At 64.4% G+C, this 22,702-nt stretch carries 21 protein-coding genes; 9 read left to right on the top strand and 12 right to left on the bottom strand.

Annotated features, from left to right (window positions below; translation table 11 throughout):
• Nucleotides 1–53: 53 nt before the first annotated feature.
• Nucleotides 54–938, top strand: coding sequence for a helix-turn-helix domain-containing protein (locus J2Y63_RS09255; RefSeq protein ID WP_256116321.1), 885 nt, complete (start codon nt 54–56; stop codon nt 936–938).
• A gap of 160 nt (nt 939–1,098) precedes the next feature.
• Nucleotides 1,099–3,300, top strand: a complete 2,202-nt coding sequence (locus tag J2Y63_RS09250; RefSeq protein ID WP_435265829.1) for a TonB-dependent siderophore receptor — start codon at nt 1,099–1,101, stop codon at nt 3,298–3,300.
• Nucleotides 3,301–3,400: 100 nt separating this feature from the next.
• On the opposite strand, the gene J2Y63_RS09245 is transcribed toward J2Y63_RS09250, so the two are convergent.
• The 9 genes from J2Y63_RS09245 to J2Y63_RS09205 all read right to left on the bottom strand — a co-directional run bounded on the left by J2Y63_RS09245 (nt 3,401) and on the right by J2Y63_RS09205 (nt 12,987).
• Entirely contained in the window at nt 3,401–4,423 is a 1,023-nt protein-coding gene (locus tag J2Y63_RS09245) for an LLM class flavin-dependent oxidoreductase (RefSeq protein ID WP_435265828.1), read from the bottom strand.
• Between the two features lie 135 nt (nt 4,424–4,558).
• Nucleotides 4,559–4,918 carry a cupin domain-containing protein gene (locus J2Y63_RS09240; protein ID WP_435265827.1) on the bottom strand — a complete coding sequence of 120 codons (360 nt, stop codon included), beginning with the start codon at nt 4,916–4,918 and terminating at the stop codon, nt 4,559–4,561.
• Nucleotides 4,919–4,936: 18 nt separating this feature from the next.
• Nucleotides 4,937–6,322: an NAD(P)/FAD-dependent oxidoreductase gene (locus J2Y63_RS09235; RefSeq protein ID WP_435265826.1), complete on the bottom strand. Its 1,386-nt coding sequence runs from the start codon at nt 6,320–6,322 to the stop codon at nt 4,937–4,939.
• 20 nt (nt 6,323–6,342) lie between these two features.
• Nucleotides 6,343–7,458 carry an ABC transporter ATP-binding protein gene (locus J2Y63_RS09230; RefSeq protein WP_435265825.1) on the bottom strand — a complete coding sequence of 372 codons (1,116 nt, stop codon included), beginning with the start codon at nt 7,456–7,458 and terminating at the stop codon, nt 6,343–6,345.
• A 2-nt stretch (nt 7,459–7,460) separates the two neighbouring features.
• Nucleotides 7,461–8,246 carry an ABC transporter permease gene (locus J2Y63_RS09225; RefSeq protein WP_256116327.1) on the bottom strand — a complete coding sequence of 262 codons (786 nt, stop codon included), beginning with the start codon at nt 8,244–8,246 and terminating at the stop codon, nt 7,461–7,463.
• A 5-nt stretch (nt 8,247–8,251) separates the two neighbouring features.
• Nucleotides 8,252–9,073 (bottom strand): ABC transporter permease, encoded by an 822-nt coding sequence (locus J2Y63_RS09220; protein ID WP_435266072.1) that lies wholly within the window; start codon nt 9,071–9,073, stop codon nt 8,252–8,254.
• Between the two features lie 132 nt (nt 9,074–9,205).
• Nucleotides 9,206–10,282, bottom strand: a complete 1,077-nt coding sequence (locus tag J2Y63_RS09215; RefSeq protein WP_414714148.1) for an extracellular solute-binding protein — start codon at nt 10,280–10,282, stop codon at nt 9,206–9,208.
• Between the two features lie 39 nt (nt 10,283–10,321).
• A complete protein-coding gene (locus J2Y63_RS09210) occupies nt 10,322–10,939 on the bottom strand; it encodes a helix-turn-helix domain-containing protein (RefSeq protein WP_435265824.1) in 618 nt (205 codons plus the stop codon).
• Nucleotides 10,940–11,022: 83 nt separating this feature from the next.
• On the bottom strand, nt 11,023–12,987 hold the full coding sequence (locus tag J2Y63_RS09205) for an FAD-dependent oxidoreductase (RefSeq protein WP_435265823.1): 1,965 nt from the start codon (nt 12,985–12,987) through the stop codon (nt 11,023–11,025).
• Between the two features lie 209 nt (nt 12,988–13,196).
• Between J2Y63_RS09205 and J2Y63_RS09200 the strand changes: the two genes are divergently transcribed.
• Complete coding sequence (locus J2Y63_RS09200) at nt 13,197–13,799, top strand: helix-turn-helix domain-containing protein (RefSeq protein WP_435265822.1); 603 nt, start codon at nt 13,197–13,199, stop codon at nt 13,797–13,799.
• A 7-nt stretch (nt 13,800–13,806) separates the two neighbouring features.
• On the opposite strand, the gene J2Y63_RS09195 is transcribed toward J2Y63_RS09200, so the two are convergent.
• Both J2Y63_RS09195 and J2Y63_RS09190 read right to left on the bottom strand, forming a co-directional pair.
• Nucleotides 13,807–14,505: an LrgB family protein gene (locus tag J2Y63_RS09195; RefSeq protein ID WP_435265821.1), complete on the bottom strand. Its 699-nt coding sequence runs from the start codon at nt 14,503–14,505 to the stop codon at nt 13,807–13,809.
• Nucleotides 14,498–14,872 (bottom strand): CidA/LrgA family protein, encoded by a 375-nt coding sequence (locus J2Y63_RS09190; RefSeq protein ID WP_435265820.1) that lies wholly within the window; start codon nt 14,870–14,872, stop codon nt 14,498–14,500. The genes J2Y63_RS09195 and J2Y63_RS09190 overlap by 8 nt, the downstream gene beginning before the upstream one ends.
• A gap of 326 nt (nt 14,873–15,198) precedes the next feature.
• Between J2Y63_RS09190 and J2Y63_RS09185 the strand changes: the two genes are divergently transcribed.
• From J2Y63_RS09185 to J2Y63_RS09170, 4 genes are all read left to right on the top strand, one after another.
• Nucleotides 15,199–16,308: a phytanoyl-CoA dioxygenase family protein gene (locus J2Y63_RS09185; protein WP_435265819.1), complete on the top strand. Its 1,110-nt coding sequence runs from the start codon at nt 15,199–15,201 to the stop codon at nt 16,306–16,308.
• Between the two features lie 63 nt (nt 16,309–16,371).
• On the top strand, nt 16,372–17,316 hold the full coding sequence (locus tag J2Y63_RS09180; protein ID WP_435265818.1) for a sugar ABC transporter substrate-binding protein: 945 nt from the start codon (nt 16,372–16,374) through the stop codon (nt 17,314–17,316).
• A gap of 77 nt (nt 17,317–17,393) precedes the next feature.
• Nucleotides 17,394–18,515, top strand: coding sequence for an ABC transporter permease (locus J2Y63_RS09175; protein ID WP_256116339.1), 1,122 nt, complete (start codon nt 17,394–17,396; stop codon nt 18,513–18,515).
• On the top strand, nt 18,515–19,291 hold the full coding sequence (locus J2Y63_RS09170; protein ID WP_435265817.1) for an ATP-binding cassette domain-containing protein: 777 nt from the start codon (nt 18,515–18,517) through the stop codon (nt 19,289–19,291). Before J2Y63_RS09175 ends, J2Y63_RS09170 begins: the two co-directional genes overlap by 1 nt.
• 195 nt (nt 19,292–19,486) lie before the next feature.
• Here the strand turns inward: J2Y63_RS09170 and iolE are convergent, their stop codons facing one another.
• Complete coding sequence (gene iolE, locus J2Y63_RS09165) at nt 19,487–20,386, bottom strand: myo-inosose-2 dehydratase (protein ID WP_435265816.1); 900 nt, start codon at nt 20,384–20,386, stop codon at nt 19,487–19,489.
• A gap of 115 nt (nt 20,387–20,501) precedes the next feature.
• On the opposite strand from iolE, the gene J2Y63_RS09160 reads away from it, so the two are divergent.
• Complete coding sequence (locus J2Y63_RS09160) at nt 20,502–21,614, top strand: Gfo/Idh/MocA family protein (RefSeq protein ID WP_435265815.1); 1,113 nt, start codon at nt 20,502–20,504, stop codon at nt 21,612–21,614.
• 20 nt (nt 21,615–21,634) lie between these two features.
• Nucleotides 21,635–22,618: a Gfo/Idh/MocA family protein gene (locus J2Y63_RS09155; RefSeq protein WP_435265814.1), complete on the top strand. Its 984-nt coding sequence runs from the start codon at nt 21,635–21,637 to the stop codon at nt 22,616–22,618.
• Nucleotides 22,619–22,702 lie beyond the last annotated feature (84 nt).

Genomic DNA, 22,702 nt, shown 5'->3' with positions numbered 1-22,702 from the left:
GATTCGGGTTACAAAAACTTGACCAAAAACAGAAGGAATAGCCGGTAGGGAAGATGACGTTCCAGCCGCGCATGCAGAACAGGATCGAAGGCTTCTCCGTCGTCGGCGACCTCAGCCGCCGATATTGGAACGGCATCGTCGCCGATGTCTGGGACGTTGAATGCGCCGCCAATGCCGGTGGGTACTATGTCGGACGGGACCCGCGCCTCTTCATTCTGCTCGACAAACGCGGCCCCGGTGAATCCCGCATCCGCCTGGCGCCGCGCGGCGAGGAGACGGTCGAGGACTGGCGGCATTGCCCGATCGCCTATATTCCCGCCGATTTCGAGCTCTGGGCGGATCTCGCCGACCACCAGTTCCTGCGCCATCTCGATCTGCATTTCGACGTGGAGACGATCAGCCGGCGGCTGGCGGAAGACCTCGATCCCGAACGGCTTGCGACCCCGCAGCTGTTCTTCTCCGACAACCGCCTGCTTTCGCTGGCGCAGCTCATTGCCGCCGAATGCACCAATCCGCAGCCGCTGCACGACCTCTATGGCGACGGCCTGTCGCTGGCGTTGATCATCGACGTGATGAAGCTCGCCAAGGCGCCGAGCCGCAAGCGCAGCAAGCTTGCCGGCTGGCAACTGCGCCGCGCGACCGATTTCATTGAAGAAAACTGCTTGCGCAATATCCGGCTGGAGGAGCTTGCGAGCCTCATCGGCTTGTCGCAATCCCATTTCAGCCATGCCTTCAAGGCCTCGACCGGCGTCGCGCCGCACCAATGGCAGGTGAATGCCCGGCTCAGGCGTGCCAAGCAATTGCTTTTGAATGGTAATCAGCCACTGACGGAAATCGCCGCCGAGACCGGCTTCGCCGACCAGGCGCATTTCACCCGGGTTTTCCGGAAGAATTTCGGCACCACGCCGGCCCATTGGCAGAAGGCGCAGCTCGCCTGAGCTTGAGCCGCCGGGCGAATATTCATTATCCGGAAAATTGCCCAAGAACGTTCTATTTTCGGGGAATGCGACAAGCCCGATCATTAAAACTGAGTTAAGCACTCATCTTATCTTTTGGAAGACCGTCCAGGCAGGCGGGCGGGTGATTGGGGACACGCATATGGTGATGAAGTCGAAGAACCAGCGGCGGTTGAGGCTGGCGCTTGCTTGCGGTACAGCGGCCATTGGCCTCCTTGCGCCGCTTTCCACCTTCGCACAGGACGCGGAAGGCACGACGCGGCTGGAAGAGGTGCGGGTCGAGCAGGGCGACCCCAATGCGGCGGCCGATACGGGTGTGGAGCCCGTGCGCGGCGTCGTGGCGAAGACCACGCGCACCGGCAGCAAGGCGGCGACCGGCCTCAACGAGATCCCGCAATCGGTCTCCGTCGTCGGCCGCGAGCAGATCGACGACCAGAGCCCGCAGAAGATCGACGAGGCCCTGCGCTACGTCGCGGGCGTGAACGCCTCCACCTACGGTACGGATTCCGACACCGACTGGCTCTTCATCCGCGGCTTCCAGGCCGAGCAGACCGGCGTCTTCCTCGATGGGCTTTCGCTTTTCCAGACCGGTTTCGGCACGTTCCTCATCGATCCCTTCTTCCTGGAGCGTATCGAAGTCATCAAGGGGCCGAGCTCGGCGCTCTATGGCGGCGCCAATCCGGGCGGTTTCGTCAACTTCGTCAGCAAACGCCCGACGGATGATCCGCTGCGCTATGTCGAGACGGGCATCAACAGCTTCGGCAACGGTTATCTCGGCCTCGATTTCAGCGACAAGCTTGGCAGTGACGATGTGCTGAAATACCGCCTGACCGGCAAGATTTCCGGCGGCGGCTGGGAGACGGACAAGTCGAACGATTTTCGCGGCACGATCGCGCCGAGCCTGACCTGGCAGCCTGACGAAGACACCAGCCTCACCATTCTCAGCTCGTACCAGCACATCGACCTGACCCACACCAGCACGGGCTTCCTGCCCTATTTCGGCACGGTCAAGGATCAGCCGGGCGTTGGCCGCATTCCGACCGACCTGTTCTACGGCGATAAGAGCATCGATGAATACGATCGCACGCAGGCCATGATCGGCTATGAGTTCGAGCATACGTTCGACAACAACTGGACGGTCCGTCAAAACCTGCGCTACGCCAGCGTCTCGCTCAAGGAAGACGCGCTGTACGCAAACGGATGGTCGCTGGCCGACCCGACGAAGCTCGCCCGTTACCGGTTCGCGCATGACACGGATGTCGGCATTTTCACGGTCGATAACCAGCTCGAAGGCGAGTTCGCGACTGGCGCACTCGACCATAATCTTCTGCTTGGGCTGGACTACCGGCGCTATTCTATCGACCAGGCGCAGGCCGTCGGATTCGGCGACCTGGATCTCGATCCGCTCAACCCCGTTTATGGGGACGATCCGCCGGCGCTCGCAGCCCCGTACCTGGATCAGGACCTGACACGCGACCAGCTCGGCCTCTATGCGCAGGACCAGATCAAGTTCGGCGGCGGGTGGATTGCCACGCTCAATGCCCGCTACGATTTCGTGAAGACCGAACTCGACGACAACATCAACGCAGCCAACTCCACGGAAAGCGACGAGGGCGAGTTCACCTGGCGTGCAGCGCTCGCCTATGAGCTTGCAAACGGCCTGACGCCCTATGTCAGCTACTCGACCTCGTTCAACCCGACGACCACGACCGACAATGACGGCGATCTGCTGAAATCGGAGACGGCAAAGCAGTGGGAAGTCGGCGTCAAGTACCAGCCGGACTTCATGGATGCCCTGATCACGGCCGCCTATTTCGACATCACGCGTGAAAACGTGCCGAGCACGATCACCGTCAACGGCATTCCGGAGACGGCTGCCATCGGCGAGGTGGAAGCCCGCGGCTTCGAAACCTCGATCCAGGCGAATGTGACGGATGGCCTAAAGATCATCGGTGCACTGACCTATCTCGACCTGGAAGTCACCAAGGCGACGGGCGGCGCGTTCGACGGCACGCCGGCCGGCAACACGCCGATCCAGGTTCCGGAACTCACGGCGTCGCTCTGGGCGGATTACACCTTCCAGGACGATATGCTCCAGGGCGTCAGCGTTGCGGCGGGCGTGCGCCACATCGGCAAGTCCTGGGCGGACCGCGAGAACACGCTGCGGGTTCCCTCGGCCACGCTGGTCGATGCGGCCATCCGCTACGAGAAGGACAATTGGGGCGTCGCGCTGAACGTCTCCAACCTGCTCGACAAGGAATATGTCGCGACCTGCCAGGGCGCGAATTCCTGCGGCTATGGCGCGGGCCGCACGTTCATGCTGAAGGCAAGCACGTCGTTCTGATTCTGCCCGAAGGGCACAAGACAAAAAGCGCGCCAGGGGCTCCCTGGCGCGCTTTTATCGTTTTTGGCTTGTCGTGTAGCCTTCGCGTTAGAAAACGCGCCTAGCGCCAGCCCAGGGCCGGTGCGACGTGTTTCAGGATCGCCTCGATGACATGCGCGTTATATTCGACGCCCAACTGGTTCGGCACGGTCAGGAGCAGCGTGTCGGCTTCCCGGATCGCCTCGTCGGCCGCAAGCTGCTGGATCAGCTTCTCGGGCTCGTCGGCATAGGAGCGGCCGAAGATCGCCCGCGTCTGGTCGTCGATATAGCCGATCGAATCCGCCTCCTTGCCGCCGCGGCCGAAATAGGCCCGGTCACGTTCGTCCACGAGGGCGAAGATGCTGCGGCTCACCGAGACGCGCGGCGTGCGGGCGTGGCCGGCTTCCTTCCAGGCCTCGCGATAGGCGCGGATCTGCGCCGCCTGCTGGACATGGAACGGCTCGCCCGTCTCGTCGTTCTTCAGCGTCGAGCTTTGCAGGTTCATGCCGAGTTTCGCCGCCCAGACGGCGGTGGCATTGGAGCTGGCACCCCACCAGATGCGCTCGCGCAGGCCCTCGGAGTGGGGCTCCAGACGCAGAAGGCCGGGCGGGTTGGGGAACATCGGGCGCGGGTTCGGCTGTGCAAACCCTTCGCCCTTCAGCACGTCCAGGAACACCTCGGCGTGGCGGCGGCCCATGTCGGCGTCGCTCATGCCTTCCTGCGGCTCGTAGCCGAAATAGCGCCAGCCATCGATGACCTGCTCGGGCGAACCGCGGCTGATGCCGAGCTGCAGGCGCCCTTGCGAAATGAGGTCGGCGGAACCGGCATCTTCCGCCATGTAGAGCGGGTTTTCGTAGCGCATGTCGATGACGGCCGTGCCGATCTCGATCTTGCTCGTCCGCGCGCCGACGGCAGCGAGGAGTGGAAAGGGCGAGGCGAGCTGGCGGGCGAAGTGATGCACCCGGAAATAGGCGCCGTCAGCGCCAAGCTCTTCAGCCGCGACGGCAAGGTCGATCGACTGGAGCAGCGTATCGCCGGCCGAGCGGGTCTCGGATTGCGGGGAGGGGGTCCAATGTCCGAAGGACAGGAAACCGATTTTCTTCATGGATATGGGCCTCGACGCGGGAGCGTCCGTTGGAGAGGGTCTCACCGCCGAACATGGGATATCGAGGCTGGCTTGAAAAGGCGCGGAACGAGAACGCAGCGTTCACAGTTTGAACCCGTCCCGCACCTGACCGTTTCAGACGCCCCTTGCGACCATCGTGTAGATCTTACGGGTCCGCTCGTGGATCGTCCATTCGCCGCGCCAGCCGAGCGGCAGCACGAACATCTCGCCCGCCCCGATATCGCGGCTGGTGCCGTCGGCATTGTGCAGCGTCACCCGGCCCATCAGCAGGTGGCAGATCTCGGCATTGTCGCTGCGGTCGGCGGTGAAGCGGCCGGGCGTGCATTCCCAGATGCCAGTTTCCATCTTGCCGTCCGCGCTCTCCCACAGGGGCAGCGTGGCCTCCTCTTGATTGCCTTCGATGGAGGTGGGCTTCGATGCGAAAGCGCCGATGTCGAGGGCGAGGAGATCGCCGAAATTCTCAAAACTGATCATGATCTATCCTTAAAGGGCTCAATGGCCGGTGATGCCGTCGGCAAGGGCCGCGAGCTTGGAGGTCTTCGGCAGGCCGGCGAATTCACGCTCGTCGGCCATGCGGTAGAGCTGGTACATGGAGTGCACGCCTAGCCAGCGGAACGGCTCCGGCTCCCATTTGCGCACCGTGCGGTTCACCCAGGGCAGGCCTGTCAGCGCCGTCTCACGGTTCAAGACGAGGTCGGTCAGCGTGCGGCCGGCAAGGTTGGAAGAGGAGACGCCGAGGCCGACATAACCGCCGGCCCAGCCGATGCCGGTGGAGCGGTCGAAGCCTGCCGTCGTGCACCAGTCGCGCGGAACGCCGAGCACGCCGCACCAGGCATGGTCGATCTTCAGCGATTTGGTCTGCGGCAGCAGGCGCGTCAGGATGCCGTGAAGGGCTTCGATCGTCGCCTGCTGGGTCTGGCCGTTGACGTCGGTCTTCGAGCCGTAGCGATAGGGCACGCCGCGCCCGCCCATGGTGATACGGCCCTCGCGGGTGCGCTGGGCGTAACAATAGGCATGCGCCGCATCGCCGAGCAGCTCATGGCCTGCCCAGCCGATCTGCTCCCACAGCGCGTCGGGCACGGGCTCGGTGACGATCTGGGCGCTGTTCAGTGCGAGCCAGGTGCGCTCATAGCCCGGCAGGCCGGCGGAAAAGCCTTCCGTGGCGCGGATGATGGATTTGGCGCGGACCGTGCCGCGATCGGTGTCGACGCGGCCCTTTTCGAATGAGGTGACGCTCGTTCCCTCGTAGATCGCCACACCTAGGCTTTCCACCACCTTGGCAAGGCCCCGCACCAGCTTGGCCGGCTGCACGCGGGCCATGTTGCGGTAGAGCACGGCGCCCTTGACGTCGGCGATGTTGATGCGCTTGGCTGCCTCTTGTGCCGACAGCAGTTGCAGGCGCTCCGGCGGCATCTGCCAGTCGAGGGCGAACTGATACTCCTCTCGCACCCGCGCAAGCTGGGCCGCATTGGTGGCGGCGACGAGCTTGTCGACGCGGATGAGGTCCGCGTCTATGCCCTCGGCCTTGGTGACGCGTTCCACCTCGTCGACCGTTCCGGCCATGGCGTTCTGCATGTCGACCACCGCGCCGCGGCTGGAGGTTTTTGCATATTTCTCCCGCGACCAGCTGAAGCCGCCGGAGAGCCAGCCGCCATTGCGGCCCGAGCCGCCGAAACCGGCGAATTCGCGCTCCAGCACGACGATGTTCAGCGTCGGATCGGCCTTCTTCAGGTAGTAGGCGGTCCACAGGCCGGTATAACCGGCGCCGATGATACAGACATCGGCCTCGCGATCACCCGGCAGGGGAGGGCGCTTTTGCGGAATGCCGCCGATATCGGCATACCAGAAGGAAATGTTGCCGTTGGTCTTGACGTCCATGGGATGTGCTTTCGGTAGGTTCAGGTCAGCGTCACGTCGGCGCTGGCATCGTCGGGAAGGAGGGTGAGGTCGGCGGGCGTGAAGGTGACGTCCACCGGGTCGCCGATCCTGAAATCGGCGCCGCCAAGGGGGCTGCGCACGACGGCGATGGTGCCGTCCGTCAGCCGCACCTCGTATTTCGAGCCGGAGCCGAGATAGATCGCCTCCTCGACCGTGCCGGAAAGGCGGTTTTCGCCGCTGACGGCATCCGTGCCGGGGCGTTTCAGCGCCGTGCGCTCGGGCCGGAGCAGGATCACCGGTCGCGCATCGCCGGGCAGGCGGCCGTGCGCCACGACCTTGTCTTTGCCGATGGTCATCACGGTGTTGCCGTCCACGGTCTCCGTCGGGCCGCGCAAAACGGTGGATTCGCCGATGAAGCGGCCGACGAACAGCGTTGCCGGGTGGTCGTAGAGTTCGCGGCCCGTGCCGATCTGCTCGATGCGCCCGCCATTGAAGACGGCGATGCGGTCGGACAGCACCAGCGCTTCCTCCTGGTCGTGGGTGACATAGACGAAGGTGGTGCCGAGTTCGCGGTGGATGCGCTTGATTTCGAGCTGCAACCACTCGCGCAGCTTCTTGTCGAGCGCGCCGAGCGGCTCGTCCATCAAAAGCAGCGGCGGATCGAAGACCAGGGCGCGGGCGAGCGCCACGCGCTGCTGCTGGCCGCCGGAAAGCTCGTTCGGGTAGCGATGGGCGAAATCGGTCATCTTCACCATGTCGAGCGCGCGCTTGACACGCCGCTCGCGGTCCTCGCCTTTGATGCCGCGCAGCGTCAGCGGATAGGCGACGTTCTTGCCCACCGTCATGTGCGGAAACAGCGCGTAGTGCTGGAAGACGACGCCGATATTGCGCTTGTGCGAGGGAAGGCCGGTGACGCTCTTGCCGCCGATTTCGAGCGCCCCGGAGCTGATATCGGTGAAGCCGGCGATCAGGTTCAGCGTCGTCGTCTTGCCGGAACCGGAGGGGCCGAGCAGCGTCATGAACTCGCCGGGGCGGATGTGCAGGTCGATGTCGTTGAGGGCCGTGAAGGCGCCGTAGCGCTTGGAGGCCTTTCGGATTTCGATCGCGGCGCCGGCGGAGCGTTGGGGTGCATTCATGGTCATGTCCTTCCGCGGCGCATGCCGAAGAGCAGGCCGGCAACGATGATAAGCGAGGTCGCGATGAAGAGCAGCGTGCCGACGGCGGCGACCGTCGGGTCGGCGTCGCGGGTGATCGAGGTGTAGATCTGCACCGGCAGGGTCTTCAGGTACGGGCTTGTGATGAACAGCGCGACGATGATCTCGTCGAACGAGGTGATGAAGGCGAAGAGCGCGCCGGAAAGGATGCCCGGCAGGATCAGCGGCAGCGTCACTGTGCGGAAGACGGTCAGCCGGCCGGCGCCGAGGCTCGACGCGGCGGTCTCCAGCCGGCGGTCGAAGACTTCGAGGCTCGCCTGCACCGCGATCAGCACGAAGGGGATGGCGAGCATGGTATGCGCCAGCACGAAGCCGACGACCGTGCCGACCAGATGCGCGTCCAGATAGACCGCATAGATACCGATCGCCAGCACCACGCCGGGCACGACCATGGGCGTGATCAGCAAGGCCCTGAGCAGCCCGCCGGTGCGCGCCGCAGCCCTGGTGACGCCGAAGGCGGCGAGCGTGCCGACCACGGTCGCGACGACGGCGACGATGAGCGCGATGATCAGCGAATTGGTGAAGCTCGTGGTCCAGTCGGGATTGCTGAAGAAGTTGGCGTACCATTGCCAGGAGAAGCCGACCGGCGGGAAGGCCAGCGACTTGTTGCCGTTGAACGACATCGGGATGACAACCAGCGTCGGCGCCAAGAGCAGCACGGCGACGAGCAGGCAGAACAGGCCGAGGAAAACGCGCGGGAAGGAGGGCATGGGCGTCAGGCCTCCCTGCGATTGCTGGTGTGTTTCTGGCGCATCAGCGGGGCGGCGATGGCAAGAAGCAGGAAGGTCGCGACCAGAAGCACCACGCCCATGGCGCCGCCGCGGCCCCAGTTGAGCAGGCTCAGCACCTGGTTCTGCACCAGCGACGACAGCATGGTGCTGCGCGGGCCACCGAGCAGGGCCGGCGTAATGTAGAAGCCGAGCGACAGGATGAACACGATGATCGCGCCGGCATAGACGCCGGGCAACGACAGCGGCACATAGATCTGCACGAAGGCGCGCCAGGGTTTCGCACCGAGGCTGCGGGCGGCCTGCAACAGGCGCGTATCGATGCCCCGCATCACCGAATAGATCGGCAGGATCATGAAAGGCAGCAGCACTTGCGTCATGCCGATGATGACGCCGGGCAGCGTGCGGATCAGCTTGACGGGGGAAAGGCCGATACCGCGCAGGAAAGAATTGATGACGCCGGAATCCTGCAACAGGATGACCCAGGCGAGCGTGCGCACCACGCCGCTCAGCCAGAAGGGCACGAGCACGCAGAGAATGAGTGCAAGCCGCACGTTTCGGCCCACGATGGTCATGGCATAGGCATAGGGGTAGGCGCAGATCAGCGAGGCGAGCGTCACCCAGGCGGCGACGACGAAGGTCCGTTGCAGCACGTTGCGGTTCACTGCGGACTGGAAGAACCAGACGTAATTGTCGATGCCGGGCGCCGGATCGGTAAAGCTGCGCACCACGACGATCGCCAGCGGATAGGCGAGCGCCACGAGCAGCACCAGCACTGCGGGTGCGGCCAGCCACACCGCGCCGCGCAGATGGAAGCGCGACAGGAAGGTGGGTCGTTCGGAACCGGTATGCGCGCCTTGGTCGGGTATCGCTGTCAAGGAAACCTCCCGTGCTGGGGAAGCAAGCCCGGCATCACGCCGGACTTGCATTGGATCACGCTCTTAGTTGCCGGAAAGAAGGGCGGACCACTTTTCCGCGGCAAGGTCGAAGTTCTTCACCCAGAACGGGATGTTCTGCTGGTAGCCCTGGCCAATGCGCTCGGGCGTCGAGGTGAGGAAGGCCGCGGTCACGTCGTCGACCTTCGGCTTGGCGTCGAGGTTGATCGGCGTGTAGGAGGTCTTTTCGGTGAGGATCGCCTGGGCGTTTGCGCCGAGATAGGCGTTGAGCAGCGCATAGGCGGCATCCGTGTCCTTGACGCCGACCGGAATGGTCATCTGGTCCATGACGACCAGCCAATCCTGCCAGACGGGCGTGTAGGCGGCGCCGTTCTTCACGGCGGTCATGGCGCGGCCGGTCCACATCATCACCATGTCGGCCTCGCCGGATTCGGCAAGCTGCTGCGATTCAGCACCGGTCTTCCAGTAGATCGTGTCGGGGCCGAGATCGCGCAGCTTCTGGATGCCCTTCTCGATATCGTCCGGCGTCATCGCCTTCGGGTCGCCGCCGGTTGCCTTGAAGGCCTGTTCGATCAGGCCCCCGGTCGGATCGCCGCTGCCGTCGATGGCGCGGATGCCCGGGAATTTCTCAGTGTCGAAGAAATCGACCCAATTCTTTGGCGGATTGTCCTTGTAGGTCTCGTTCTTGTACATCAGCACGACGCCGTAGTTCATCGCCGGAACCGAGCATTCGCCGACCTGGCCGGGCGGGATTTTCGAGACATCGAGCTTGGAGAGGTCGAGCTTCTGGAACAGCGTGCCGCAATGCACATAGGGCGGCAGGTCGGCGGTATCGACCACATCCCAGGTGACGTTGCCGGCATCGACCTGCGCCTTCAGCTTGGCGATTTCCGTCGGCCCGTCATTCAGCAGCGTCACGCCGGATTTCGTCACGAAATCCTGGAGGGCGGCGACCTGGCCGTCCTGGTAGATGCCGCCATAGGAGACGAAGGTCAGCGTCTTGCCCTTGAGCGAGCCTTCCTTCACTTCGCCGGCGACCGGCTTTTCCTGTGCGAACGCCGGCAACGCCAGGGCGCACGTCATCGTCAGGGCGAAAGCCCTCGCAAAATTCTTCATCGTCATTACTCCCAGTAGCGCTCGCGTGCGTTGTTCCTGCCGCGGTTACGAGCCCGGCCGTGGCAGGTATTTGTCGAGGTCATCCGCGACGCTGGTCGGCGGCGCGATCATCCAGAGGACTTCAGCCGTTTCCGTGCCGATATTGACGGTCTTGTGCGGAACCGAGGTCGGATATTCGATGCTGTCGCCGGCCGACAGCACATGGCGCTCGTGGCCGAGGGTGAGTTCCACCTCGCCCCGCAGCACGAAGAACAGTTCATGCGAATCCCCATGGCTGTAGGGCTTTTCCCCCGTCGAGCCGCCGGGGTCGAATTCGCCGATATAGACTTCCATGTCGCGGATCGGGCGCCGCGACAGCAGCATCTTGCGGTAGCCCTCGGCCGGCGGGAGAGCGGAGCGTTCGTGCTTGCGCAGCACGCGGCCGACGGGCGGGGCGGTCTCTTCGAACAGGTCGGTCAGGCTGATGCCGAGCGCGCCGGCAATGCGCATCAGCGTGCTGATGTTGACGCCGCTCAGCCCCCGCTCCAACTGGCTGAGGAAGCTCGCCGTCGTTCCCGTAGCGTCGCCCAGCGTGCGGAGCGACATGCGCCGGGCGGTGCGGAAAGTCTTCACCTTCTCGCCCACAGCAGCCTGATTCTTCGTCGCAACCGCGATGTCGTCCATGGCCCCACCCTTCACTTAACAGCGTATTAAGTGGAGGGCACTTTGGCAACTGCTAAAATCAACAGCCGGCCATTTTGTGTGTCTTACAGCGCCGTGCCGGCCTTCAGCCCGTCATAAACCGCCTCTTCCGCCGTGCGCGGGGCAAGACAGTCGCCGATAAGATGGATTTCGGGCACGAGGCCCGCCAGCTCGGCCTTGAGCACGTCCACCGGCTCGTGCCCGAGACAGAGCACGAGCGTATCGATATTGTCGAAGACGATCGGCTGCTCGCTGACGGTGTGTTGCAGGTAGACGGTGCCGCCATCGCAGCCGTAGAGCCGGGCATAGGGCGTGATGCCGATGCCCTTCTTGTGCAGTTCGGCGGCGATGTTGTCGCGCACATAGAGCGGCAGAAGCTCGCCGGGATGGGTGCCGTTGACCGCGAGCTCGACGCTGCACCCGTCATTGACCAGCAATTCGGCAATGCCGGGGCCGATCCAGTCGCAGCGCCAGTCGGCGACGACGACGCGGCTGCCCGTCTTCACCTCGCGCCGCAACACCTGCCAGGCATCGACCACCTGCACGCTGTCGTCTGCGGGAATTTCCGGCAGATAGGGTCTTCCCCCGGTCGCAAGCACGACCGCATCCGGCTTTTCGGCTTCGACAAGCGCGGCGTCGACACGCACGCCCTTGACCACGCGCACCTGCGCCAGTTCGAGCTCGCGCGAAAGATTGGTGATGATGCCGCCGAATTCCGCGCGGCGTGGCAATTGCTGGGCGAGCAGCGCCTGCCCGCCAAGCTGGCTGGCGGCCTCGTAGAGCGTGACCTTATGGCCGCGGGCGGCGGCGATGGCGGCGGCCTTCATGCCGCCCGGTCCGCCCCCGATCACCATGACCTTCTTCGGCCGTGCGGCGGGGGTGAGCGTGCCGAATTTCAGCTCGCGACCCGTCTCCGGGTGCTGGATGCAGGAGATCGGCACACCGCGATGGAAGTGGCCGATACAGGCCTGGTTGCAGGCGATGCAGGCGCGGATGTCGTCGGTGCGGCCTTCCTCGGCCTTTACGGGCATGTCCGGATCGCAGATCAGCGCGCGGGTCATGCCGCAGACATCGGCGGCGCCCTCGGCCAGCACGGCCTCGGCCTCGTGCGGCTGGTTGATGCGCCCGGCGACGAAGACGGGGACGTTCAGCGCGCGGCGGAAGCGGGCCGCATCGCTCGCAAGATAGGCGTTGCGATAGGCCATGGGCGGCACGATATGCACGGCGCCGCCAAGCGAGGCCGAGGTGCCGGCCGTGACGTTGACATAGTCGACGAGCGGTTCGAGCAGGCGACAGCTTTCCAGCGCCTCGTCGGAGGTGAGGCCGCTTTCATCCCGATCCCCGGCGCTGATGCGCAGGCCGACGACAAAATCCTCTGACGTCGCCGCGCGGATCGCGGTCAACGCCTCGGCAGCGAAGCGCAGCCGGTTTTCCAACGATCCGCCATAGGCGTCCATGCGCAGGTTGACGCGCGGGTTTAAAAACTGTGCGGGCAGATAGCCGTGGCTTGCCACCAGTTCCACCCCGTCGAGACCCGCCTGGTGCATGCGCCTTGCCGCCGCACCATAGCCGGCGACGATTTCATCGATCATCGCCTGATCGAGTGCCCGCGGCATGACACGAAAACGCTCGTTGGGCGTGACGGAGGGCGCATAGGCGACCGTCAGCAGCCCGTCGCCGCCCTCCATGATCTCCCGTCCGGGATGGAAAAGCTGCGAGAAGAGGGCCGTGCCATGGGCATGGCAGGTCTCCGCCAGCCGGCGATAGCCGTCGATGCAATCGTCCTCCGTCGCCATCAGCATGTGTGAGGTATAACGCGCCGTCTCGTGCACGCCGGCGACCTGGGAGACGATGAGGCCGACGCCGCCCGCTGCCCGCGTCTCGTGATAGGCGATGAGCGCCTCGTTGACGAGGCCATCCGTCGGCAGCGTCGTGTCGTGTCCGGTGGACATGATGCGGTTCTTCAGCCGCACGCCGCGGATCTGCAAGGGCTGGAACAGGTTCGGAAAGGGAGAGGCGGTCGTGCTCACGCAACACCTCCCGTCTTCCGACAGAGGCGCACAGAGCGCTTGAAAGGCACAATCCCGATCATCCAGTCCTCCCATCCCGAGCGAGCGAAACGAGACCGCTTCTATTTTATCTTAAGTAAAAAATCGACTGATTTTTTTTACTAATGGCAAAATCTGTTGCTATTATCCGCAATCTGAACGACTTTGCCGGGGACACGAGGAATGAAACGATGGCAGATGAGAATGCTCCGGAACCGGTTATGGATTCCGAAGCCGGCGAGGATCCGGTGCTTGGAGAGCGCATCCGGGGCCTGCGCAAGCGGCGCAGGATGACGCTCGCCCAGCTTGCCGAAAGCGCCGGCCTTTCGACCGGCTATATCAGCCAGATCGAGCGCAACCTCGCCTATCCGTCCATCCCCGCACTGGTCGGCATTGCCCGCAGCCTCGGCGTGACGGTGCAATGGTTCTTCGGCGGTGCAGCGCCCGTGCCGCAGGCCGAACACGGTTATGTCATCCGGCGCGGCAATCGCCTGAGGATTCAGTACGACCACGGCATCGTCGACGAATTGCTGACGCCAAAGATGAGTTTACAGGTCGAGATGATCTACACGCGCCTGCCGCCGGGCACGGAGAGCGCGGAGAGCTACAGCCATGCGGGCGACGCGGTCGGCTTCGTGATGGCGGGTGAACTCGAAATCTGGATCGGCGAGCGCCATTTCCACCTGCGCGAAGGCGACAGCTTCTCCTATTCCGCCGGCGAGCCGCACCGCTACCGCAACCCGGCGGACCGCGAGGCCATCGTGCTCTGGGCAATCAGCCCGCCGAGTTTCTGAGGGCCTTTCAGAGAAAGAGGTGGACGATCAGGGATGTGAGGACGGCGTTCAGGCCCATGGCGATGCCGGAAAACAGCCCCGCGACCGGATCGACGGAATAGGCGCGCGCCGTGCCGATCCCGTGCGAAGCAAGCCCGACCGCAAACCCGCGCGCACTAAAATCCTTGATGCGCATGGCGTTCATCATCGGCGTGACGACGATCGCGCCGCAGATGCCGGTGAGCACGACGACGGCCGCTGTCAGGGCCGGGTCACCCTGCAAGCCGGAGGAGATCGCCATGGCGACGGCGGCCGTGGTGGATTTCGGCGCCATTGAGGCGACGACTTCGGGGGAAAAGCCGAACAGGTCGCTGAAAAACACCGTCGAGCCGACCGCGGTGAAGCTGCCCACGACGAGGGCGCTCAGCATGGGCACGAGATTGCTCTTCACCAGCGACAGCTTTTCGAAGAGCGGGATGCCGAGCGCCACGGTCGCCGGCCCCAGTAGGAAGTGGATGAACTGGGCGCCCTCGAAATAGGTGCCGTAGTCGATCCCGGTCACGCAAAGCACGGTGGCGATCGCGGCGATCGAGATCATGATCGGGTTCAGCAGCGGATTGCCGGGGGCGAGCCCGGAAAGGCCGGTGGCAGCCAGCCAGACGACCAGCGTTCCGGCAAGCCACAGCAGGGGCGAGGTGGCGAGATAGACCCAGAGCCCGTCAGTCATTGGCATAGCCCCCGGAAAGCCACTTGACGAGGATGAAGACCCAGACGGTCACGGTGAGGGTGATGACGGTCGACAGCAGCACGATCGCCATCAGCGCGAAGCCGCGGTCGCGGATGAGATCCAGATGCTGGATGATGCCGACGCCCGCCGGCACGAAGAGCACGCCGAGATTAGCGAGGATCGCCTTGGACGTGTCGATGGTGCGTTCGTGGGCCGGTTGCAGGAAAGTCGAGCCTTTCGTCAGCGTGAGCACGATGGCGGCCATCGCCATGCCGATGACGGGACCGGGCACGAAGCCGCCGAGAAAATAGGCGGTCACTTCGCCAACAAGCTGAAAAACAAGTAGGATCGTTATTCCGACGAGCATGTGCGCACTCCCGTGCCTGGCATTGTTTCGAAGGCGGCACGGGGCCGCTTTCTGGCAGGATTAAAGGCGTTCCGCCGTTAAATCCATGGCCATGGCCGGCCCGTGGCGCTCGCATGGCGTCCTTTCTTTTGCGGCGACGACGAACATCGCGTCGCAGGTTGCACGATCTATTGACACCGGCAAATTTTCACAATTAATATTGCTGATAGTTGATGGCCGCAATTTTTGATCTGCGCTTGCGGCTCGCGGTGCCCGAGGAGGGGTGCCGCGAGAAGGATGCATGCCGCCATCAAACCGGGTTTCACGCATCGGGTAGGAGGATTTCGATGAACGATATTGCAACGGTGATCGACCTTGCGCAATTCAGGCGTCAGGTGGAGACCGAGACCACCATGGCGATGTGCCCGACGGCGATCACCATCGAGAAGAACATTCCGATCTATGACGGCGCCGCTGTCAATGACGAAATCGGCCCGGAATGGGCGTCGATCATCGGCGAGGGGCCGGGTGTGTTCGTGGTGAAGCGCGCCTTCACCGATCCGGGCGCCATCGATGCGGCGAGCGAGGTGTTTCGCCAGATCATCGCCGACGAGCGCGCGGCCGGCACGGCGGCAGGCGACCATTTCGCCAAGGCCGGCGCCAACGACCGCATCTGGAACAGCCTGCAAAAGCTTTGCCTGCGCGATCCGGCCGTCTATGCCCGCTACATGGCCAATCCGGTGATCGACATTGCCTGCCGCGCCTGGCTCGGCCCCGGCTACCAGATCGCCACGCAGGTCAACCAGGTCCGCCCCGGCGGCAAGGCGCAGGCCCCGCATCGCGATTACCATCTCGGCTTCATGAAGCCGGAGCAGATGGCGGAATATCCGACCCACATCCACGCGACCGGCCCCACTCTCATTTTGCAAGGCGGCGTCGCCCATTGCGACATGCCCGTCGAGAGCGGCACGACGAAGCTCCTGCCGCATTCGCAGCGCTACCTGCCGGGTTATGTCGCCGCCACGCGGCCGGAATTCCGGGATTATTTCGAGGAGAACTATGTCCAGCTCGCCCTCGAAAAGGGCGACGCGATCTTCTTCAGCCCTGCGCTGTTCCACGCTGCCGGCGAGAACCGGACGGCGGATGTCGTGCGCATGGTCAACCTCATCCAGACGGCCTCGGCCTTCGCGCGCCACATGGAAAACCTCGACCGCACCGCCATGGCCCGCGCCGTCTATCCGCATCTCGCGGCGCTCTCGCCGCAGGGGCGGCGCGCTGTGATCGCCGCGACCGCCGATGGCTACCCGTTCCCGACCAATCTCGACACCGATCCGCCGCTCGGCGGTCTTGCCCCGGAAAGCCAGCAGGAGCTGCTCGCCCGGGCCGTCGCGGAAGGCTGGGACCAGGCGAAACTGGACGCCGCTTTGTCTGCACAGGGCGCCAAGCGCGCGGCCTGACAGTTACCCGCAACGGCTTCGGGCGGGGAGGAACAGGAAGCCAATTTCGGGAGGAAATCGTTCATGAAGAAAATTCTGCAATCGCTCGCCCTCGGCGCGCTGCTCGCCACGACGGCGTTTGCCGGTGTGGCCAATGCGGATGGCGAAAAGTTCGTCTGGATCAGCCATGGCCCGGATAGCGACAGCTGGTTCAACGTCATTAAGAACGCCATCAAGGTCACGAACGAGCAGATGGGCGTCGAGACCGAATATCGCAACCCGCCGACGGGTGACCTCGCCGACATGGCGCGCCTCGTGCAGCAGAGTTCGGCTGCCGGCGTCGACGGCATTATCGTCACGATCGCCGACTTCAACGTGCTCGAAGGGCCGATCAAGGACGCCATTGCCAAGGGCATTCCCGTCGTGACCGTCAATTCCGGAACGGTGGAAGAGAGCCAGAAGCTCGGCGCGCTGATGCATGTCGGCCAGCCGGAATATGAAGCGGGCCTCGGTGCAGGCAAGCGGGCGAAGGAAGCCGGCATCAAGAGCTTCCTCTGCGTCAACCACTACATCACCAACCCGGCCTCCGTGGAGCGGTGCCGCGGTTTTGCCGAAGGCATCGGCGTGGAACTCGGCAACCAGATGGTCGATTCCGGCATCGACCCGTCGGAAGTGCAGAACAAGGTGAAGGCCTATCTCACCGCCAATCCCGATACCGGCGCGATCCTGACGCTTGGCCCCAACTCGGCCGAACCGTCGATCCGGGCGGTCAAGGAAATGGGCCTCGACGGCGATCTCTATTTCGGCACGTTCGACCTCTCGGCCGAGATTTCCGCCGCCATCAAGGACGGCACGATCAACTTTGCGATCGACCAGCAGCCTTTCCTGCAGGGCTCCATCCCGATCCAGGTGCTGACGAGCTATGTGCGCTACGGCGTGGCGCCGGCCAATTCCATCTTCACCGGCCCCGGCTTCGTGACGAAGGACAATATCGCGCTCGTCGAGTCGTTGGCGGGCCAGTACCGTTGATCTGACGGTTTTTTTGGCGCGCCGGGCGGCCTGCCCGTGCGCGCCAAAAGTCTTTTTCGAGGGAGGAGAATGCATTCATGACGGACGTCATTCCGGACGCGCTGAAGGACGAGCGCATCAAACCCGTCTCGCCGCTGCGGCGCGCGCTGATCCGGCCCGAGCTCGGCGGCATCTGCGGTACCATCCTGGTCTTCCTGCTGTTTGCCGTCATTGCCGGCGACAGCGGCATGTTCGCCGCGGAAGGCGTGATGAACTGGACGGTGGTTTCGGCCCAGTTCATGGTGATCGCGGTCGGCGCCTGTCTCCTGATGATCGCCGGCGAGTTCGATCTTTCGACCGGCTCGATGATCGGCTTTTCCGGGGTGATGATCGCCATTCTCTCGGTCCATATCGGTGTGCCGCTCTGGCTCGCCATCATCGCGACCTTCGTCTTCTGCATCCTGCTCGGCGGCGTGAACGGCTGGTTGGTCATCCGCACCGGCCTGCCGTCCTTCATCGTGACGCTCGCCTTCCTCTATATCCTGCGCGGGCTCACCATCTGGGGCTCGATCTACTTCACCCGGCAGACCATCATAGGCGGCGTCGCGGAGAAGGCGGCGACCGACTGGCTCGCCCCGATCTTCGGCGGCAAGGTTCTGGGCTGGCTCTTCACCTGGATGGGGGAGGCGGGCTGGATCGCCACCTTCACCCGCGGCAACCGCGCCGGCCAGCCGGTCATCGACGGCATCCCGATGCTGGTCGTCTGGGCGATCGTGCTGGTGATCTTCGGTCATTGGCTGCTGACGCGCACCAAGTTCGGCAACTGGATCTTTGCCGCGGGCGGTGACGCGCTTGCCGCGCGTTACGTCGGCGTGCCGGTCAATCGCGTCAAAATCCTCATGTTCATGTTCTCCGCCTTCTGCGCCTGCGTCTTCGCCACCTGCCAGGTGATGGAATTCGGCTCGGCGGCGGCCGACCGCGGCCTGTTGAAGGAGTTCGAGGCGATCATCTGCGTGGTCATCGGCGGCGCCTTGCTGACCGGCGGTTACGGCTCGGTCATCGGGGCGGCACTTGGCGCCATCATCTTCGGCGTGGTGCAGCAAGGCCTGTTCTTCGCCAATGCGGAAAGCTCGCTCTTCCGGGTGTTCCTCGGCCTCATTCTGCTCACGGCCGTGATCATGAACACCTATATCCGCCGCATCATCACGGGAGAACGCTGATGTCTGCCATCGTGGAGATGAGAAACATCACCAAGCATTTTGGCCATGTCATCGCGCTGGCCGGCGTCTCCTTCGATATCCGCGCCGGCGAATGCCATTGCCTGCTCGGCGACAACGGTGCCGGCAAATCGACCTTCATCAAGATCATGTCCGGCGTCTACAAGCCGAGTGGCGGCGAGGTGCTGGTGGAAGGCACGCCGACGCTGTTCCAGAGCCCGCGTGACGCCATGACGGCGGGCATCGCGACGGTCTACCAGGACCTCGCGATGATCCCGCTGATGAGCGTCAGCCGCAATTTCTGGATGGGCCGCGAGCCGGAGCGCGGCGTCTGGCCCTTCCGGACCTTCGACAAGGCCAAGGCCGACGACATTACCGTCAAGGAAATGCGCAAGATGGGCATCAGCCTGCGCGGCCCGGACCAGGCGGTGGGCACACTGTCGGGCGGTGAACGCCAGACGGTCGCCATTGCGCGCGCCGTCTATTTCGGCGCCAAGGTGCTGATCCTCGATGAACCGACGTCGGCACTCGGCGTGCGCCAGACGGCGAACGTGCTGAGCACCATCGACCGGGTGCGCAAGCAGGGCATCGGCGTCGTCTTCATCACCCACAACGTCCGCCACGCGCTCGCCGTCGGCGACCGCTTCACTGTGCTGAACCGGGGCCAGACGCTAGGCACCGCCGAACGCGGCACGGTGGACGCGGCGGCGCTTCAGGACATGATGGCCGGCGGGCAGGAGCTGGCGCTGCTGGAATCCTCGCTGGGTGGGACGATCTGAGAATCGCACGCCGGACAGACCATCCGGCGTGCTTCGCATCGCATGCGGGGGCTGGTTTGCGGGGTTGCGAGCCTTCCTACCCTCCAACGTCATCCTCGGGCTCGACCCGAGGATCCACGCAGCACCCGCGGCATGGATGGTCGGGTCAAGCCCGACCATGACGGAGGAAAGGGCGGAGTCCGGAGGCTCTCACGCTCAGCAGACAACCTCGTAACCGGCGGCAGCCATCACGCGGAGGAGTTCCTTATGGCCGATCTTCGCCATGTCGAGCGGCGGATTGTGGGTGGGGTCCTGCTCCGCCTCGACGACAAACCAGCCCTCGTAGCCGTAGGAGGCGAGGCGCTTGACGATGGCCTCGAAATCGAGGCTGCCGTCGCCGGGAACCGTGAAGGCGCCCTTGATGACGGCGTCGAGAAAGCTTTCCCGCGTGCGATCGAGCGCGTCGATCACCGGCAGGCGCACGTCCTTGGTGTGCACATGGGTGATGCGCGTGTGGTGCTTGTCGATGACCCGCAGCACGTCACCGCCGGCAAAGGCCATGTGGCCGGCGTCGAAGAGCAGGGGCAGGCCCTCGCCGGAATGTTTCATCAGGAGGTCGAGCTCTTCCTCGGTCTCGATCGGCGCCGCCATATGGTGATGGTAGGAGATCGGCATGCCCTGCTCGGCGCACCATTCGCCGAAGGCCGTCATCTTGCGGCCATAGGCCCTGATCTCGTCCTCGGAGAGCTTGCGCTTGGTCGCAAGCGGCGCGCCACGGTCGCCCTGGATCGTGCCCGCCGTCTCGCCATAGACGATGCAGGGCGCACCGACGGCCTTGAACAAGGCCATCTGCGCCGCGATCCGGTCCTTCTCGGCCGCGATGTCGCCGTCGAGCAGCAGGCCGGAGAACCAGCCGCCGCACACGCTCATGCCGTGCTGGTCGAGGATCGGGCGCAGCGTCGCCGCGTCCATCGGGAAACGGCGGCCGGTCTCCATGCCGGTAAAACCCGCTTCGCGCGCTTCGGCAAGGCATCCTTCCAGCGAAATGTCGCTGCTGATTTCCGGCAGGTCGTCGTTCCACCAGGCAATGGGCGCAATGCCGAGTTTGGCTTTCATGGTCGGGCTCCAGGTTCGAGGGAAGGCGTCTTGCAAAACAAATATTGACACTTTCGTATTTTTGCAACGATAATTGCATTCAACAAACTACGCATCGTCCGAGGAAACACAGAGAATGAAAAAGAAGCTCCGTCTTGGCCTTATCGGGTCGGGTTTCATGGGCAAGACGCATGTCTTCGGCTTTGCCGCTGCCGAGCGGGTCTTCGACCTGCCCTATGACGTGGAGCTGGCAACGATTGCCGACGTGACCCTGGCGCAGGCGGAAGCCGCGCGCGCCGCCTTCGGCTTCGCGCGGGCCACGGATGACTGGCGCAGCCTGGTGGCGGATCCGGAGATCGACATGATCGACATCACCGCGCCCAACGCCCTGCACAAGGAAATGGCGCTCGCGGCAATCGCCGCCGGCAAACACGTCTATTGCGAAAAGCCGCTCGCCCCGCTTGCGAGCGACGCGCGCGAAATGGCGGACGCCGCGGAAAAGGCCGGCGTCAGGACGCAGGTCGGCTTCAACTATCTCTGCAACCCCATGCTCAGCCTCGCGAAAGAGATGATCGCCGGCGGGGAGCTGGGCGACATCCGCGGCTATCGCGGCCTCCATGCGGAGGACTACATGGCCGATCCGGCCGCACCCTTCACCTTCCGCCACGATCCGGCCGGCGGCGGGGCGCTGGCGGATCTCGGCAGCCATGCGCTGGCGACGGCCGAGTTCCTCGTCGGCCCGATCACCAGGGTCATGGGCGATTGCGTGACGGTGATCGCCAGTCGCCCCGACGGCAAGGGCGGCGTGCGGACCGTCGAGACGGACGATATCGGCCGCGCCTTCCTGCGCTTCGCAAACGGCGCGACGGGCTCGATCGAGGGCAATTGGGTCGCGACCGGCCGCAAGATGCAGCACGACTTCGAGGTCTACGGCACCAAGGGCGCGCTCGCCTTCTCGCAGGAGCGCTTCAACGAACTCCACTTCTATTCGACGGCGGACGCGAAGGGCCGCCAGGGTTTCCGCCGCATCGAGGCGGGTCCGGACCATCTGCCCTACGGCCGCTTCTGCGTTGCACCCGGCCACCAGCTCGGCTTCAACGACCTGAAGGCGATCGAAGTCGCCGGTTATCTCGACGCGATCGCCGGCCTCAGGTCCGAGCCGTTCAATTTCCGCGCCGGCCTGCGCATCCAGACGCTGGTGGAGACGATCCAGACATCTTCGCGCACCGGCGCCTGGCTTGCGGTTTGACGCGGATGGGAGGAGCGACCATGAAAAGCATCGGAATCGGCGTCATCGGCGCGGGCGTGATGGGGGCGGAGCATGCGCGCATCCTCGCCAGCGATATTTCGGGCGCGCATCTGGTTGCCGTGGCGGATGCCGACCCGGCGCGTGCCGAGGCGGCCGCGCGCGGGGCGCGGGCGACGACGGACGCCGAGGCGCTGATCGCCGATCCCGCCGTCGAAGCCGTGCTCATCGCTTCGCCGGATGCGACGCATCACCGGCTCGTGCTGGCGGCAATCGCCGCAGGCAAGCCGGTCCTTTGCGAGAAACCGCTTGCCACCAGCACCGCCGAGTGCCTGGAGATCGTCGCGGCCGAGGCGCGATCCGGCCGGCGGCTGGTCCAGACCGGCTTCATGCGCCGCTTCGATCCCGCCTATCGCGAAATGAAGGCGGCGATCGACGACAACACGCTCGGTGCCGTGCGCATCCTGCATTGCCAGCATCGAAATGCGGCGGCGCCATCGTGGTTCACCGGCGCGATGGCCGTCACCAATTCTCTGGTGCACGAGATCGACGTCTGCCGCTGGCTGCTCTCGACGGAATACACGGCCGTCACCGTCATTCCATGTCCGTCTGACGCGAGCAACGACCCCGCCATGTTCATCTTCGAAACGGCGGCGGGCAGCCTCGTTTCCGTGGAACTCTTCATGAACGCCGACTACGGCTATCACGTCCACGCCGAAGCGGTCTGCGCGGGCGGCACGATCGGCATGGCGCATCCGGCCCTCACCCGCATGCGGCGCAACGGCGCGGAGGAGGGGTCTTTCCCGGCGAACTGGGTGCCCCGCTTCCGCGATGCCTATCGCCTCCAGAACCAGGCCTGGGTCGACGGTGTCCGCAGCGGCACGCCGGTGGCGGATGGCTCGACGGCCTGGGACGGGCTCGTCGCCACCTGCCTTGCGGACCAGATTGTCATCGCGATGACGACGCGCGAGCGCACGCGGCTGACGCTGCCTGAAAGGCCTAGCTGACGGTGGATGGGAATGCGTAGTCGCACCAAACGTTGCGGATAGTTCTTGACTTGCAATAAAGATTGCTTCTTTTGTGAATGGGAA

The organism is Shinella sp. BE166 (assembly GCF_051201095.1).
In the GTDB taxonomy this organism is placed as follows: domain Bacteria; phylum Pseudomonadota; class Alphaproteobacteria; order Rhizobiales; family Rhizobiaceae; genus Shinella; species Shinella lacus.
The sequence above is the reverse complement of the archived record's forward strand: the minus strand, read 5'-3'. Positions and strand labels throughout refer to the sequence as shown.